At 67.2% G+C, this 15,851-nt stretch carries 17 protein-coding genes; all 17 read right to left on the minus strand.

Translation table 11 applies throughout. The annotated features are described in order from the left end of the window. Nucleotides 1–10: 10 nt before the first annotated feature. The 17 genes from FB548_RS10345 to FB548_RS10425 all read right to left on the minus strand — a co-directional run bounded on the left by FB548_RS10345 (nt 11) and on the right by FB548_RS10425 (nt 15,849). Nucleotides 11–451: an excinuclease ATPase subunit gene (locus FB548_RS10345; RefSeq protein WP_142124708.1), complete on the minus strand. Its 441-nt coding sequence runs from the start codon at nt 449–451 to the stop codon at nt 11–13. Between the two features lie 113 nt (nt 452–564). Beyond that, nucleotides 565–1,092: a hypothetical protein gene (locus FB548_RS10350; RefSeq protein ID WP_142124709.1), complete on the minus strand. Its 528-nt coding sequence runs from the start codon at nt 1,090–1,092 to the stop codon at nt 565–567. Nucleotides 1,093–1,100: 8 nt separating this feature from the next. Continuing rightward, a complete protein-coding gene (locus FB548_RS10355) occupies nt 1,101–1,556 on the minus strand; it encodes a hypothetical protein (RefSeq protein ID WP_142124710.1) in 456 nt (151 codons plus the stop codon). Between the two features lie 24 nt (nt 1,557–1,580). Next, nucleotides 1,581–2,822, minus strand: coding sequence for a beta-ketoacyl-ACP synthase (locus tag FB548_RS10360; protein ID WP_142124711.1), 1,242 nt, complete (start codon nt 2,820–2,822; stop codon nt 1,581–1,583). Further along, nucleotides 2,819–3,553 carry a 3-oxoacyl-ACP reductase FabG gene (gene fabG / locus FB548_RS10365; RefSeq protein ID WP_142124712.1) on the minus strand — a complete coding sequence of 245 codons (735 nt, stop codon included), beginning with the start codon at nt 3,551–3,553 and terminating at the stop codon, nt 2,819–2,821. Before fabG ends, FB548_RS10360 begins: the two co-directional genes overlap by 4 nt. Further along, nucleotides 3,550–4,005 carry a hotdog family protein gene (locus FB548_RS10370; RefSeq protein ID WP_142124713.1) on the minus strand — a complete coding sequence of 152 codons (456 nt, stop codon included), beginning with the start codon at nt 4,003–4,005 and terminating at the stop codon, nt 3,550–3,552. The genes fabG and FB548_RS10370 overlap by 4 nt, the downstream gene beginning before the upstream one ends. Then, complete coding sequence (locus FB548_RS10375) at nt 4,006–5,196, minus strand: beta-ketoacyl-ACP synthase (RefSeq protein ID WP_255470496.1); 1,191 nt, start codon at nt 5,194–5,196, stop codon at nt 4,006–4,008. It abuts the gene before it with no gap. Beyond that, nucleotides 5,193–5,741, minus strand: a complete 549-nt coding sequence (locus FB548_RS10380; RefSeq protein ID WP_142124715.1) for a DUF3261 domain-containing protein — start codon at nt 5,739–5,741, stop codon at nt 5,193–5,195. The genes FB548_RS10375 and FB548_RS10380 overlap by 4 nt, the downstream gene beginning before the upstream one ends. After that, complete coding sequence (locus FB548_RS10385; protein WP_142124716.1) at nt 5,729–6,961, minus strand: NAD(P)/FAD-dependent oxidoreductase; 1,233 nt, start codon at nt 6,959–6,961, stop codon at nt 5,729–5,731. The genes FB548_RS10380 and FB548_RS10385 overlap by 13 nt, the downstream gene beginning before the upstream one ends. After that, on the minus strand, nt 6,958–9,333 hold the full coding sequence (locus FB548_RS10390; protein WP_142124717.1) for an MMPL family transporter: 2,376 nt from the start codon (nt 9,331–9,333) through the stop codon (nt 6,958–6,960). The genes FB548_RS10385 and FB548_RS10390 overlap by 4 nt, the downstream gene beginning before the upstream one ends. Next, the gene (locus FB548_RS10395) at nt 9,326–9,958 is read right to left on the minus strand and encodes an outer membrane lipoprotein carrier protein LolA (RefSeq protein ID WP_142124718.1); all 633 of its coding nucleotides are present in this window, start codon (nt 9,956–9,958) and stop codon (nt 9,326–9,328) included. The genes FB548_RS10390 and FB548_RS10395 overlap by 8 nt, the downstream gene beginning before the upstream one ends. Next, nucleotides 9,955–10,386: an acyl-CoA thioesterase gene (locus FB548_RS10400; RefSeq protein WP_142124719.1), complete on the minus strand. Its 432-nt coding sequence runs from the start codon at nt 10,384–10,386 to the stop codon at nt 9,955–9,957. The genes FB548_RS10395 and FB548_RS10400 overlap by 4 nt, the downstream gene beginning before the upstream one ends. Beyond that, nucleotides 10,376–11,917 (minus strand): aromatic amino acid ammonia-lyase, encoded by a 1,542-nt coding sequence (locus FB548_RS10405; protein WP_221625944.1) that lies wholly within the window; start codon nt 11,915–11,917, stop codon nt 10,376–10,378. Before FB548_RS10405 ends, FB548_RS10400 begins: the two co-directional genes overlap by 11 nt. After that, nucleotides 11,910–12,854, minus strand: a complete 945-nt coding sequence (locus FB548_RS10410; RefSeq protein WP_142124721.1) for an acyltransferase — start codon at nt 12,852–12,854, stop codon at nt 11,910–11,912. Before FB548_RS10410 ends, FB548_RS10405 begins: the two co-directional genes overlap by 8 nt. Beyond that, the gene (locus tag FB548_RS10415) at nt 12,851–13,630 is read right to left on the minus strand and encodes a glycosyltransferase family 2 protein (RefSeq protein ID WP_142124722.1); all 780 of its coding nucleotides are present in this window, start codon (nt 13,628–13,630) and stop codon (nt 12,851–12,853) included. Before FB548_RS10415 ends, FB548_RS10410 begins: the two co-directional genes overlap by 4 nt. Next, nucleotides 13,620–15,305, minus strand: coding sequence for an AMP-binding protein (locus FB548_RS10420; RefSeq protein WP_142124723.1), 1,686 nt, complete (start codon nt 15,303–15,305; stop codon nt 13,620–13,622). The genes FB548_RS10415 and FB548_RS10420 overlap by 11 nt, the downstream gene beginning before the upstream one ends. Then, on the minus strand, nt 15,298–15,849 hold the full coding sequence (locus FB548_RS10425) for a hypothetical protein (RefSeq protein ID WP_185742082.1): 552 nt from the start codon (nt 15,847–15,849) through the stop codon (nt 15,298–15,300). Before FB548_RS10425 ends, FB548_RS10420 begins: the two co-directional genes overlap by 8 nt. Nucleotides 15,850–15,851 lie beyond the last annotated feature (2 nt).

Here is a 15,851-nt window from a genome sequence, read left to right on the forward strand (position 1 = left end):
GCATCGGACTTTACTTGACCTTGGCGTAGGTCGCCTTGAACGCCACACCGCTCATGATGCCGCCCGCGTGGCACTCGTAGTTGGTGGCGCTGCGGTACTCGTTCTTCTTGAAGTAGCTGACGATGTCGATGACTGCATTGGCGCCGCGGTCCTTGGCGCCTTCCTGCAACGCCTTCAGCGCCGACAGCGCGACCCAGCGGCAAGACTCGGCGTCGGACTTGCCCACGCCGTTGGTCTTCTTGTTGGTCACGTCCTCACCGAAGCGGGACACCACCGCCGGCGTCTTCTGGCCGGCGAGGTAGAAGCGCACGCTGCCGTCGAGGCCAGCGGCTTTCGCTTCGGGCGAATCCAGCAGCTCCTGCAGGGGCAGTTCGAGGCGCGTGTCGGCGGCGAAGGCCGGGGCGGCGGCCAGCGTCAGGCAGGTCAAAGTGGTGGTCAGAATTCGTTTCAAGGTCCAGCTCCTTGGGGAATGGCGGTCGGGCCGCAGTGGGAAAGAGATTGCCAAGCGGGAGGTTCGTATGACGTGCAGGGACTCGGGACTGTCCATGTTGCCTGCCCGCCGTGTCACTGGATGGGCGGCACATCCTCTTCGGGGCCGATTTCGATGCTGGCCTGCTCGTCCGCGAACTGCACCCTGAAGTCGCCGCGCAGCAGCCATGCCGCCGTGTCGGCCGCCAGCGCATCGCTGATCTTGCTCAACGACGAGCAGCCACCCCGGAACAGCGTCATCGTCTGGCGATAAGGCTGGTACTGCCCTATCAGCTTGCCGTCCTGGAACAATTCCGCACGGATCATCGCCCACTTCGGACCGGAGAATCCGCCGCCGTCAGCACTGCGCATGTTCATGATGCGGATGCGCAGGGTGCGGCCAGGCAGGCTTTCCAGATCATGGTCGGTCAGTTCCACCCGTCCTTTCGAATACTCGACCAGATGCGCGGGCAGCTCCGCCGTCCAGTCGCAATCCTTCATGAACTCCGGATAGCCGGCGTACCCTTCGCGCAGCGCAATCGTCGGGCTGGTACGGATGACATCATCGGCAAGCGCAGGCCATGCGAGCGCGCCCAGCCATGCCGCCAGCAGAAGCCTGAGCACGTACCGCCTCACGGCGTAGCCGCCTGCGTGGCCTCGGCGGCATCGGGCTGGTGGAACACGGGGGAGTTCTGGATGTCATTGGCCAGGTTGCGGATCCAGCGGTTGTAGTTTCCGTGGATTTCCGCTGCGCCGCGCTTGATCTCATAGTTCATCTCCCTGCTGGAGACATACTCGATCTTGAAGCCGTTGGCGTCGTAGCGCACCGCGACCACGACTTCATGCGTGCGTGGCGCGTAGCGCAACGTGACCCGGCCTGGCTCGCTGTCCGCGACGGCCCAGCCACGGGCCTTGCCCGCATGGATGATGGCCGCCTTGATGCGCGCCGCACTGGGTGGAATGCCATTGGTGGACTCCACCCGCTCGTACGCCGGTACGACCATCGGATCCTGCTTGCCGGCCATCGCCGGCAGGCTGACTGCTGCCAGCACGAGCGCCAACAGCAACGAAACGGAACGCTTCTTCATCTATCCCCCTGTGGATGTCCGATGTCAGTCTTTCCAACGCTTGAAGATCAGCGACGTGTTGATGCCGCCGAAAGCGAAGTTGTTGTTCATCACGTAGTCGGTCTGCAGTTCGCGGCCTTCGCCGGTGATGTAGTCCAGGTCCGCACAGCGGGGATCGCGCTCCTCCAGGTTGAGCGTGGGCGCGAACCAGCCCTCGCGCATCATTTCCAGCGTGATCCAGGCCTCGTAGGCACCGCACGCCCCGAGCGTGTGGCCGACGTAGCTCTTCAGCGAGCTGATCGGCATGCGGCTGCCGAACACTGCCGCCGTGGCCGTGGTCTCGGCGATGTCGCCGTGGTCGGTGGCCGTGCCGTGCGCGTTGACGTAACCGATCGCGTCCGGCTCCAGCCCTGCATCCTCCAGCGCCAGGCGCATGGCCTGCGCCATCGTGTCGGCGCTGGGCTGGGTGACGTGCTGGCCGTCGCTGTTGGTGCCATAGCCGACGATTTCGGCCAGGATGGTCGCCCCACGCGCCTGCGCGTGCTCCAGGTCCTCCAGCACCAGCGTGCAGGCGCCCTCGCCCAGCACCAGGCCGTCGCGGTTGGCATCGAACGGACGTGGCGTCCGCTCGGGCTCATGGTTGCGCACGCTGGTGGCGAACAACGTATCGAACACCGCCGCCGCCGTGGCATCCAGCTGCTCCGCGCCACCGCCGATCATCGCGACCTGTTTGCCGCTGCGCACGGCTTCGTAGGCGCAGCCCACGCCCTGGCTGCCGGACGTGCATGCGCTGGACGTGGTGTAGACGCGGCCGGTCAATCCGAAGAACACCCCGATGTTCACCGGCGCGGTGTGGCTCATCATCTTCAGGTAGGTCGTCGCGTTGATGCCTTCGGTGGTGTACGCATTGAGCATGCGGCCGAAGTCGCCGATGGCTTCGTGGCTTCCCGCGGAGGAGCCATACGAGACGCCCACCTTCCCGCTTTTCAGGACGGGGTGGCCGAGCAGACCCGCCTGCTCCAGCGCCATCTCGGTGGCGCGCACGGCCATCACGGCCACCCGGCCCATGCTGCGCGTGGTCTTGCGGTTGTAGTGGGCCGGCAACTCGAACGGTTCGGCGGGCGCGGCCAGTCGCGTGTTGAGGCCTTCGTACTTGTCCCAGTCCTGCATGTGGCGCACGGCATTGCGGCATTCGCGCAGGCGAAGATGCACGCTGGCCCAGTCGTGGCCGAGCGGGCTGATCGTGCCCGCGCCAGTGACCACCACGCGTCGATCGCTGCGACTCATCCGACCAGCCCTCCATTGACCGAGATCACCTGCCGGGTGACGTACGACGCCTGCGGCGACATCAGGAACGCCACCACGGCCGCGACTTCCTCCGGCCGCCCGACGCGCTTCATGGGAATCATCTTCAATGCTTCGTCCACCACCTCGCCACTCACCATCTCGGTGTCGATCAGGCCTGGCGCCACGCAATTGACGGTGATCCCGCGGCTGGCCAGCTCCAGTGCCAGTGCCTTGGTGGCGCCGATGATGCCGGCCTTGGCCGCGCTGTAGTTGACCTGGCCACGATTGCCGACCAGGCCGGACACCGACGACAGCGTCACGATGCGCCCCGGCTTGCGTCGGCGCACCATCGGCATGATCAGGGGATTGAGCACGTTGTAGAACCCGTCGAGGTTGGTGCGCAGCACGGCATCCCAGTCGTCGCCACTCATGGCCGGGAACGCAGTGTCGCGCGCTATGCCGGCATTGCAGACGATGCCATGGTAGGCGCCGTGTTCACCGACGTCGGCCTCCAGTGCCTGTGCTGCCGCGGCGCGGTCGGCCACGTCGAACGCAAGCACGCGGGCTTCGCGGCCCAGCTCGCGCACCTGGCCGGCGACGGCTTCGGCTTCATCCATGCGGCTGCGGCAGTGCACGACGATGTCGAATCCGTCCTGCGCCAACCGCAATGCGATGGCCCGCCCGATCCCCCGGCTCCCCCCGGTGACCAGGATCGTATTGTCTCCACTCATTCCTGCGTACTCTCCAGATACGCCATCGCGTCCGGTGGTTCGAACACCGACACGTTGGCAGTCGCCAGTTCTTCGCCGTCCCCCAGGATGCGGCAGCTGAACATTCCGAGCCCATTGTCGCCCAGCAGCTCGCGCGTTGCCTCTACCCGGAGCAATGCGCCCGTGCGGAACCACGAGACCCGGCTTTCGTAGCGGCGCGTGCCCAGCAGGAAGCCGATCGACGGTTCGCGGCCGGACGTGCGGGCGTGGCAGCCCGCCCACGCGGCGATGGCCTGTGCCATGTATTCGACCCCCACCCAGGCAGGAACGCCTTCCGCATGGCAGAACGGTCCTTCATCGGGCACGCGCACCTCCACTGCCACGCTGTCTTCGCCCCAGGCAACGAGGCGATCGACCAGCCGCATCGTTCCCCGGTGCGGCACCACACGTTCGATGTCGTACAACTCACCCATTCACTCAGCTCCGAATACCAGCACCGCATTGCTGCCACCGAATGCGAACGACTGGCTCAGCACATGGCGCAGCGGGCCCTTGGCAGTGCTTCCGGGCGGCGCGAAGGACAAGGGCGGCAAGGCCGGATCCGGCACGCCATCCCACCAGTGCGGTGGCAACCGGCGCTGCGGGTTGTCGACCATCGCCAGCCAGCACAGGCCGGCTTCAACGGCACCCGCCGCGCCGAGCGTGTGCCCGGTCAGGGCCTTGGTGGAGCTCACCGGCACCTCGGACCCCAGTGCCGCCGCCACCGCGCGGCTTTCCATCGCATCGTTCTGCGGCGTGGCTGTGCCGTGCAGGTTCACGTAGTCGATCTGCCCGGCCGACAGCTTCGCCCGCGCAAGCGCCTGCCCAATGGCGTCGATGGCGCCGATGCCCTGCGGCTCGGGAGCGGAAATATGGTGGGCATCGGAGGTTTCACCCCACCCCGCCAGCCGCACCGGCCCGGGTGAGCGCGTCATCAGGAACAGCGCGGCACCCTCGCCGATGTTGATGCCGTGGCGGTGCGCCGAGAATGGATTGCATCGCTCGGCCGACACCGATTCCAGCGCCATGAAGCCGCGCACGGTGAACTGGCACAGTGAATCCGCGCCACCCGTGATGACGGCGTCCACCAGTCCGGCGCGCAGCAGCCGCGCCGCGGACGCCATCGCCTTGGCGCTGGACGAACATGCGGTGGAGATCGTCCAGGCCGGTCCGCGCGCGCCCGATTCGGCCGCGAGAAAACGCGAAGGCGCACCGATCTCCTGTTGCACGTAGTGGAACCCCTCGGGCCACTGTCGATGGCGATGCCAATGCACCATCGCCTGTTCCGCCTCGCCTATGCCCGAGGTGCTGGTGCCGACCACGATGGCCACGCGTGCAGGCCCATGGCGTTCGATCGCCTGCTGCACCTGGTCGTGTATCTGCAGGTAGGCGGCGCGCAGCAGTGCGTTGTTCCGCCCGCGGAGCTGCACCGGATGGTGGTCGAGCGCGGGCAGCGCGGTGGTCACCGTGCCCATCGCGAGGCGATGGCCAGGCACCAGGGTATCGTTCTGTGCCACGCCCGAGGGAGCATCGTCGCGAAACAAGGCATCGCGCACCGACGCCTTGTCTGCGCCGAGTGCGCATACCAGCCCGAGATCGTTAAGGAAGATCGCGACGCCGCTCACGGGATCGGGGCTCCGCCGGCCATCGATTCGATCGTCAGATGATAGCCGTCCGCCTTGTTGTGGACCCGCAACGTGGTCGCATCCACGCGATCCCGCGTCAGCCATGCGTGGCCATCCTTGCGCAGTTCGCGCTTGTCGCCGGACTCGACCAGTTCCCAGCCCACGGGCAAGGCGGCGCGCACGGCGTCCGCGGGCCACAGGCTGAACTGCACGTCGTCGAGCACGCGTTCACCCCGCACCGCCGCAGGCAGCCAAGCCGCACGTTCTTCGGACAAGGTCGTGCCGTCCCATTGCAGACTGACGCCGGTACGGCCCATGGCCTGCACGGCCAAACGCACGGCGTCGGCGTCGACTTCCAGCAGCGCGTCGAGCTCCCGCACGTGTTCGCCGAAACGGAACACGAGGCGTTGTTGCAACGCGACCTGCTGGCCCAGCGCTGCCGGTGCCAGGCGCAGCGAAGGCAGCACGACCGCAGGCGATGCCGGACGCGTGGCGCACGCGGCCAGCAACAGACCCATCAGCAAGCAGGCGATCAGCCGGTGCACAGCTGCTCCAGGACATGCAGGCGACGCTGCGTGTCGGCCACGTACGGATTCTTCTTGTCCCACGCGTAGCCCGCCAGGATCGAACAGATCATCCGGCGGATGTCGGGCTGTGCATCGGGGTGGAAGATGATGCGCTGGAAACCACCGGCGTACCAGGACTCCACGAAACGCCGGAAGGTCTGCACGCCGCCCCTCAGCGGCACGGAAAAATCCGCTTCCCAATCGACGGTTTCGCCCGCGTAATGGCGCGCCAGGCACTCGCTGGCCAGCTGCGCCGACTTGAACGCGATGGTGACGCCCGACGAGAACACCGGATCAAGGAACTCGCCCGCGTTGCCCAGCAGCGCGTAACCCGGTCCCCACAGCGACGATACGTTCGCCGAGTAACCGGTGATCTGGCGCACCGGCAGCACCGCCCACTCGGCGTTCTTCAGCAGGCGGGTCAGGTTCGGATCCTCGCCGACGATGGCCTGCAGGCGTTCGAGCTCGGTGCCCGGGTAGCGGTTGAGGAAATCCATCTCCGCCACCACGCCCAGCGAGCAGCAGCCATTGGAGAACGGGATCGTCCAGTACCAGACGTCCACGTGTTCGGGATGCGTGGTGATCAGGATCTTGTTGCGGTCGAACCCGGCGTCATGCGCGATGTGGTCGCGCACATGGGTGAAGATCGCCCCGCGCACCGGGAAGTTGGAAGGCGACTCCAGCTTCAGCAGGCGTGGCAACAGGCGCCCGAAGCCACTGGCATCCAGCATGAAATCGGCTTCGATGGCGTATTCCTCGCCCTCCGGCGAACGCACGGTCACGCGCGGCGTCTGGCCGGGTTCGGCGGACAGCACTTCATGCCGGTAGCGCACTTCCGCACCCATGCGCTCGGCGCCCTTGGCCAGCACGTGGTCGAAATCGGCGCGTTGCACCTGGTAGGTGGTGCCCCATCCCGGCGAGAACTTGTCGCGGAAATCGAACTCCGTGGTGCGCTCGCCGCGTACGAACGCGGCACCATTCTTGTACTGGAAGCCGGCTTCCACCACGTCTTGCAGCAGGCCGGCCGCCTCGATGTACTCCATGCTCTGCGGCAGCAGGCTTTCGCCGATGGAGAAGCGCGGGAACTGCTCGCGCTCGACGATCAGGACCTTGCGTCCCTGCTGGCGCAGCATCGCCGCGGCGACCGAGCCGGCGGGGCCCGCGCCGATGATCAGGATTTCCGTGCGTTCCGTTTTCATTCCGAAGTGTGTCCATGCAAAGAAGAATCATCCGGTAGTGGCCGGAACAGGGGCGACAGCAGCCAGACCAGGCCGATGCCGAACAGCAGGGTCAGGCCGAAAGCACGCAGCGCAGGTGTTGCCGACAGGCCCAGCAGGCCGAACGAGAGCCACGTGCTGGCCGCGCCCACGCAGACCGCGAGCCATGCGCTCGCGTCGCCGCGATGTTCGACCAGGAAGATGCCGTAATCGATGCCCATGCCCAGCAGCAACATCAGCGCCAGCACGTTGAACAGCTGCAGCGGCTGACCCAGCCAGCCCAGCAGTGCGACCGTCAGCACGCCGGCCAGCAGTGTCGGCGTGATCACGCGCCACGCCTGCCCGCGGTAGCGAAGCGCCAGCACGACGAACACGACCACCACGCCCGCCAGCAGCAACCACGACATCATGTAGCGGTAGTGCGTCAGCAGGCGTGAAATGTCTGCGGTACGGTCCACCCAGCGCACGCCATCCAGCCCTTCCGCCTGCGCAGCGAAGATGGCCAGCGCATCGGGGCGCGACAGGTCGTTGACCATCACCACCGAGGCCACGCCCTGCCCCACCTGTCCCAACCACAGATGGCGCACGGGCCGCGACGCGGACGACGCCAGGAAGGCATCGATGCCCATCGCCGATGCAGCGAACTCCCCGCGCGCCAACGTCTCTCCCGTGGTAGCCGACAAGCGGGCCAGCACCTCCTGCTCGACACGCGAGGTCAGTGCGGCATCTTCGTCCTGCTGGCGCTGCGATGGCAGCCAGTCGCTCAGGGCGCGATGACCGCCGACGGACCCTTCGGCTTCGATCTGGCGCAACCGGGCGACCAAGCGCTCCTCGCGTTGCAGGACCTGTTCGGCGTCCCGCCCCTGGACCAGGAAGAACTGCGCCGGGCTGGGCATTCCCAGCAATCGCCCCACTTCGCGCTGCTGCGCGATCAGCGCCGGCGGCGATGACTGCAGGCCGCGCAGGTCATCGTTGGCTTGCAGCTTGAACAAGCCGGGTACCGCGACCAGCAGCACTGCGACCGCCAGCACGCCAAAGGCACGACGGCTGGCCAGTCGCGGCCATCGCGCCAGCGTGCCGCCCAGCCAGCGCGAGAACGCGGTGGTGCCCATGCGCCCCCCATCCAGCCAGGGAAACGCGAGGATCACCGTAAGGAACGCGGCCATCAGGCCGACCACCGAGAACAGCGCCATCTGGCGCAGCCCGGGGAACGGCGCGAGCCCCAATGCCAGATAGGCCATGGCACTGGTCAGCAAGGCCAGCCACAGGCCCGGCAGCAGGTGCCGCAGCAGCGACCAGCGACGCTCGGCGGCCACACCCTGGCGCGAGGCGAACCAATGGATGCCGTAGTCCTCCGCGACGCCCACCAGACTGGCGCCGAAGATCAACGTCAGCAGATGGATCTTCCCGAACACCAGCACGGTGACGGTCAACGCCACCGCGCAACCGACCAGCAACGACAGCGCCACCAGCAGCAGCGGGCGCAGCGAACGGAACGCCAGCCAGACCAGCAGCAATACCGCCGCCAGTGACCCCCAGCCGATGGTGTTGACCTCGCGGCTGGCCTGCACGGCCGCGGATTCCGCGTGCAGCGGCACGCCGGCCTTCAGCACGCGAAGCCCGGGTGCGGCGGTCGTCGCCGCAGACGCCGCGCCATCCAGAAGATCCTGCAACCGGCGTTCGCCATCGAGCTTGAACGCGGATTCGCGCAGGGTGAACTGCAGTACGGCCCAATGGCGGCCTTCCACCTGCAGCAGGCCATCGGCATCCAGGGCCAAGCCCGAGGAAGCCGCCTGCGCCTGCCACCACTGCGGCCACAAGCCCAGCGGATCACGGCGCCATTCGGTCAGGCGGGGCGCTCCCATGGGGCCGTAGAGGGCGACGAGTGCGGATTCGGCCAGTGCATCGGCGGGCGTCTGTGCGAGTGCCTCCCGCTGCGCTTGCGTCAGTAGCCGGTCACGATACGGAGCGAAGAAATCGCGGGCCTGTGCGAACCAGTCGTCCGGCGATCGGTCAGAAACCAGCAGCGCCGATGCTTGCTCTGCCGCAGACGTCTGCACGAAGGCATCGAAAACGCCGCGCGCCCTCAGCGCCGTTTCCGGCGTATCCGCGCCCAGCATCACCACCACGTCGCGCGCACTGTTCCCGGCGATGCGCCGCGTGGCATCGGCAATCGCCGGGTCGCCGGCTTCTGCGGGCAACAACGCAAGCACGTCGGTGTCGATGGCCGGCGCGTGCCAGAACCGCCATTGGTGCCAGGCAACCGCCACCAGCACCAGCACCCATGCAAGTGCCAGCCAGCGCCAGCCCCGCGGCGGATGTGCCGCGGGAGAATGAAGGGGCGGCTCACTCAAACCGGGTCGCCTCGTCGCGTGACAGGCTGGCCGGGGTTTCGTTCATTCCGCTGAAGCGCAACTGGGTGACGTCGCCATTGGCTTCACGCAATTCGACCTCACGTACATAACGGTCACCGGACAGGCGCACGGACGTGAACGCCTGCGCCAGCTGCCTCGAACGCGGCACCAGCGTCATCCGCCACCCCTTGCCGGCAGCAGGCTCGGCTTTCACCTCGAAGGTCGACGTCAATGCTTTCATGTCGCCGCTCATCAGCGCGAACATCATCGCATTGACGCTGCGAAGCCCCGGCTGCTGGCGCGCGTCCACTTCCACCCGCCGGCTGCCGTCACGCTGCCGGCTGAGGATGCGGTCCCGCGTGATGACGATCTCGGAGGGAAACGGCGCCGTCGTGGTCCAGACCACGCCCTTGTCGCGCGCGAGCAGGAAGCGTCCGCTGGAGCGCAACGGGTTCCTGAAACCGGCGACCTGCTTCTCCTGCGTGAACTCGCCGCGCAGCAGCGGTACCTGTGCGACCTGTCCTTGCACCTGCGCCAGTGGATCGGCCGCAGACGCCGGCAGGATGCTTCCACCCACCGCGACGGCCAGCAGGAACGCGGACAGGAATCCGCGGATCGTCTTCATGGCGCCTCCACTCCCAATCGCTGCCACAGGACAGGCGGGCACAGATACAGCATCTCGCCTGAAGCCGCGTCGACCGCGACCTGGATGGTGTGCGCGCGCGTCATCACCTCGCCGCTGGCGGCATCGCGGATCTCGTAATCAAGCTTCAACCGGTTCTCCCACTCGCTGATGCGCGCGGCCACCACCAGCGGCTGCGCGTACCGCAGTGGCCGGATGTACTTCACTCGCGTGTCGACGATGGGCCAGAGATAGCCCGACACCTGCATCTGCGGGTAGTCGTAGTCCAGGCGCTGCAACAACGCGCACCGGGCGATCTCCAGATACTTGAAGTAGTGCCCGTGCCAGACCACCTGCATGGCATCGCAGTCATGGAAGGCCGGGCTCAGCGCGACTTCGATGGCCAGATGATCGCGCTGCTCAACCGGCATAGACGTTCCACCGCTCTTCGCGGATGTCGGCCAGCAACTGGCGAAGCTCGCCATCCAGTGCCCGGTCCTCTTCCACCAGCGGGATGCGCTCGCGCAGGTCGGCGTACATCGCGGCAGGACCATCGCGCAGGGTCGACTGCAGGCCGACGCGTTCGCGCAGTTCAAGGGCCTGGCGTGCCGACACCAGCATCCCCGCCATCACCTGCTCGGTCAGCTCGATCACGCGCAGGCAGTCCCGCGCGGCGATCGTGCCCATGCTGACCTTGTCCTGGTTGTGGCATTCGGTCGAGCGCGAGAAGACCGAGGCCGGCATGGTCAGCTTCAGCGCTTCGGCCGTCCACGCCGAAACGCTGATCTGCAACGCCTTCAGGCCATGATTGATGGCGGCGCGCGGCCCCGTCGCACCGGACAGGTTGGCGGGCAGCCCATGGTTGTAGCGGGCGTCGACGATCAGGGCCAGTTGGCGATCCAGCAGGTCGGCTACGTTGGCCACGGTGTTCTTCAACGAATCCATCGCAAAAGCGATATGTCCGCCGTAGAAATGCCCGCCGTGCAGGATCTGCTCGCGGTCCGGGTCGATCAGCGGATTGTCGTTCGCACTGTTGAGTTCGGTCTCGATCAGCTGGCGGAAGAACGGGAGCGCGTCCTCCAGCACGCCGATCACGTGCGGCGCACAGCGCAGCGAATACCGGTCCTGCAACCGTTGTTCGTTGCGCGGAGGGCGGTCGCTGTGCAGGTCCTCGCGCAGGCGCTGGGCCACCCGCGACTGGCCCGGGTGCGGCTTGGCGGCGAACAGCACCGCATCGAAATGGTGCGCGTTGCCGTTGCTTGCCAGCACGTTGAACGCAGTCAGCCGGGTGGCAAGCCGCGACAGGTACTCGGCGCGATGGAACGCGAGACACGCCAGCGCCGTCATCACCGCGGTGCCGTTCATGATCGCCAGCCCCTCTTTCGGACGCAGCGTGAGCGGCCTGAGGCCGATCTCGGCCAGCACCTCGGCGGCCGGCCTGCGACGACCGGCATGCATCACCTCGCGCTCGCCGCAGAGCACCGCCGCCACGTAGGACAGAGGCGTCAGGTCTCCACTGGCACCCACCGATCCTTCCGCGGGAATCAGCGGCAGCACATCGTGGCGCAACAGCGCTTCCAGACCTTGCAGCAACGGCAGGCTGACCCCGGACATCCCGCGCACCAGCGATGCCAGGCGCGCCGCGAGCACTGCGCGCGTTTCGGTTTCATCGAGGAAACGGCCGAGACCGCAGCCGTGGTAGGTGTACAGATGGTGCGGCAGTTCCGCGACCAGCGCCGGTGGAATGTTCACCGTGCAGGAATCGCCATACCCGGTGGTCACGCCGTAGATGACGCCGTCCTCGTCCAGCAGTCGATCCAGGAAATCCGCACCGCGCGTGATCCGCGCGCGGAATTCCGTGTCGTCCGACAGCACCGCCGGCACCTGCCGCCGGGCGAGCGCCACCACGTCCTCGATGCGAAGAGGGGCCTCGCCGAAGACCGGCGGCATGGATTCATTCATTGCGGGCGTCATGCGTTACCTGATCCCAGAAGGGGTAGAAGTTGAACCAGTCATAGGGAGAAAGGCGGACCTGCCGTTCCATCCACGCCGCGAACTGCGCAGCGTAGCCGGCCAGGGCGGCGTCGCGCGAGCCGCGTGGCAGTTCGATGCGTTCAGCAAAGGCTTCCAGACGCACGCGGTAACCATCTCCGTCATGCGTGCAGGCCATCGTGAACACGGGACACTTCAACGCAGCGCCCAGCACATAGGCCCCGATGGGAAACGGTGCTGCATGCCCCAGGAACGGCGCCGACACGCTGCGGCCGCCGCGCAGCGGCACCCGGTCGCCCGCGATGGCAACGAACTCGCCGCGCGCCACGCGCTCGGCCAGCTTCACCGCATCGGCAGGTCCCAGGTCGGTGACTTGCAGCAGTTCGACCCGACTCCCGGCATCCAGCCGACGGATCAGCCGGTTGAAGCGCTCGGCGTGCGCGGTGTGCACCAGCGCGGTCAGGCGGAACCCGGGCACCTGGTCGGCCATGATCTGGCACAGCTCCAGGCAGCCCAGGTGCGCGGTGACGATCAGGCCACCCTCGCCTGCCTTCACGCGCGCCAGCACATCCTTCCGCTCCATCCGCACCCGTTCCACCGGGTAGCGCTGGCCCAGCGCCAGGATCTTGTCGAGCAGGGTTTCGGCGAACATCGCGAAGTGATGCAGGCTCTGCCACATGCCCGGCCGCCGTGGCGGCATGGCCTGGTAGGCATGCGCCCGCTGCAGGTATTGCAGCGACGCGCGGCGCGCCGTGCCGTTGGCGAGCCAGTGGATGAACACCACCGGATACACGCAGAGACGGAACGGCCAGCGCCCCAGCCAGCGGTGTACCGCACACAGCAGCAGGATGCCGCGCACGGAAGTGGATTCGCCGATCTCGGCCCAGTGCTGCCCGCGTTCGCTCATGCGGCCCTGTCCACGGCGCGGCGCGCCAGAAGGCGCGGCAGGCGGCGTACCATGCCAAAGAACAACCGTGCATGCATGCGGCTGATACGCACGTTGTCGCGCCACACATCGAAGTGGGACACCCCGTCGAGCGGGTACGTCACCCGTGTTGGCAGGTTGCGCACCACGATGCGCCGCCAGAACAACCGGACCAGCACTTCCACGTCGAAGTCCATGCGACGCCCGATGGTTTCCTCATCGATCAGCTGCAGCACCGGCGGCAGCGGATATACGCGGAACCCGCACATCGAGTCGCGGATGGCAAAAGACAGCGTGTTTATCCAGACCCACACATGGGTGAGGTAGCGGCCATACAGCCGCCCCTTGGGTACGCTGTCGTCGTACAGCGGCACGCCACAGACCACATCGTCTGGATGCGCCTGAGACATCGCCAGGAAGGCGGGGATATCGGCGGGATCGTGCTGGCCGTCCGCGTCGATCTGCAGGACATGGGTATGAGCGTTGGCGCCCGCCCAGCGGAAACCGGCCAAGACGGCCCCACCCTTGCCCTGGTTCTCGGACAGCCGCAGCAGACGCACGCGCGGTGCATGCAATACCGACAGGCGATCCAGTTCAGCTGCGCAGGCAACACCGGAGCCGTCGTCCACCAGCAGGCACGGCACATCCGATGCCAGCACGCCCTCCACCATCGTCGCGATGGCGTGCTCGTGATCGTACACCGGGATCACCACCAGGGGACGGAAGGCGGACGACATGGGCGCGGGATCACTCGGCATCGGCGAACACTACGCGACCACTCGCATGCGGCCCGTGCACGGAGGTGTAGCGGAACACCAGCGTGCCGCGCTCCGGGTGCCATTCGAGGTCAAGCCGGACCACATCCCCTGGCCGCGCGACACGCTGGAACTTCAGCGCCTCCATGCGCAGGAATTGTCGCGGCACCGCGAAAACCTCGCGCGCCAGTTGCACGGCCCAGTCCAGTTGCGCGACGCCCGGCAGGATGGCGGCTTGCGGGAAATGTCCGTCGAACACCGCAAGCGAAGCATCCAGCGGCAACTCGACCTTCGCATGCGTGGCCTCCCGCAGGATCCAGTGCGCGGCCGGCCGCTCGGGACGGAACAGCGCCGTCAAGCCCGCTTCGGTCACCTTGCCTTGTGCGTTCACCGGCAGTGACGCAACGAAGCGCCAGCGGCGCGGTCGCGTCACGGCGTCCTGGTGACCGGCAAGGTGGCGCGACAGACTCTGCGAAAGCGCGCGTCGCATAGAAGGGTCGTCCGGCACGTGCGCGTTGTCGTTCATCACCACGACCGCCGCCAGCGTGCTGCGCGCGCCTCCCAGCAGAAGTACGCGAGCGTCCTTTACCGACGGATGCGACAGGATCTGCCGCTCCAGCGCGTCCAGCGACACCCGCCGCTCCTCCACCTTGACGATGCGGTCAGCGCGACCCAGCAAGCGGAAGCCGCCGGCGCCATCCGGCTCTGCGCGATCCTGGCTGTGCCACCAGGCATCTTCATTCAAGTGGGGCGAACGCACCTCGAGCGCGCCGACCCGTATCCGCCAATCGACCCCTGGGAGCGGTCGCCATGCCGGCTGTTCTTCCCGCCACTGGCGCCATGCGATGCCACCTGTCTCGCTGCTGCCGAGGATTTCCGTGGGCGGCACGCCCAGCAGTCGAGCGGCAGCGTGCGCGGCTTCGGCAGGCAGCGCGCCACCCGAGGAAAACACTGCACGCAGCCGTCCATGCAGTGACGACCACGAGAGCTGGGCCGGCAGGCGCTTCAGGTGTGCCGGACTGGCGACCAGCACGGCGTCGTGGTCTTCCATCGCCGCCAGCAGGTCCTCCGGGAAGAACGCACGCGGCACGATGGCGCGACCGGCGGCCAGCGGCCACAGCACGCGGAACAGCAACCCGTAGATGTGCTGATGCGATACCGTGCCGTGCACCGCCACGCCTTCCAGCCCCGCGCCGAGCGCGGTCTCCAGCGCCTCGACTTCGGCGCAGAACTGGGCAAGCCGCTTTTCTATCGCCACGGGTTCGCCCGTGCTGCCCGAGGTGTATACGGTCAGCCGCGTGGTCTGGGCATCCAGCGGAGAAAGCAGGGTCTCGCCCCCCACTTCCGCATCGGCGCATGCCAAGGATGCGTCAAGCCAGTCGCCTGCGAACCCGTCCACGCGGGTGCGCAACCGTGCCTGTGTGCCGGCCAGGGCGTCGCCCGGCAGCACGACCGTCTTGCCCGCGTGCCATGCGCCGTACAAGGCAGCGGCGAAGCGCGCGGCATCATCGAAATGAAGCGCCCATGTCGTGCCGGCCTGCGCCTTGAAGCTCGCATGCCAGCGCAGTACCTCTCGATGGAAGTACGCGTGGTCATTGGCTTCACGGCCCGCGACCATGAAGGCACGGCCGGGCAACGCGTGCACGGCGACGTCCGTCAGATTGCGCCACTCAGCCATTCCGATGGCCCGCTTTCACGCGCTGGCGCACCAGCCACTCGCCACCGAACAACAGCCCGATCAAGCCGTAGGCGATCAGTCCGTTGTACGTCGCCCACGCCCGGTCGGACATCCACAGCGCGGTGACCAGCGCGGCCGCGCCATTGAACACGAAGAAGCCGCACCATATCTGCGTCACCCGGCGCGTGTACGCCACACCTGCTGGCGGCAGGTCGGGTTCTGTCAGGCGGGCGATGCGCTCCACCGCCGAGGGTGGGAATACGAGGCTGGCACCGAATACGACCAACATCACGGCGTTGATCAGCGCCGGATAGAGTTTCAACGGCAGCGCCTGGTTGAAGACCGTGGCCAGTCCCGCGAGGACCACGGCCCCTGCCGCAGCGGCCAGCCACACTGCCTGACGGGTGGCGGCGGCACGGAGCAAGGCCAGCACCAGCAGCAGGACGGCCAGCCATCGTGGCTCGAAGCGGCCCATGGCCCAGTACACCACCAGCGGGTACGCCACGGACAACGCCACGAAAATGATCGCGCCGATGCGGGACACGC

Source organism: Pseudoxanthomonas sp. 3HH-4, assembly GCF_006716465.1.
In the GTDB taxonomy this organism is placed as follows: Bacteria; Pseudomonadota; Gammaproteobacteria; order Xanthomonadales; family Xanthomonadaceae; genus Pseudoxanthomonas_A.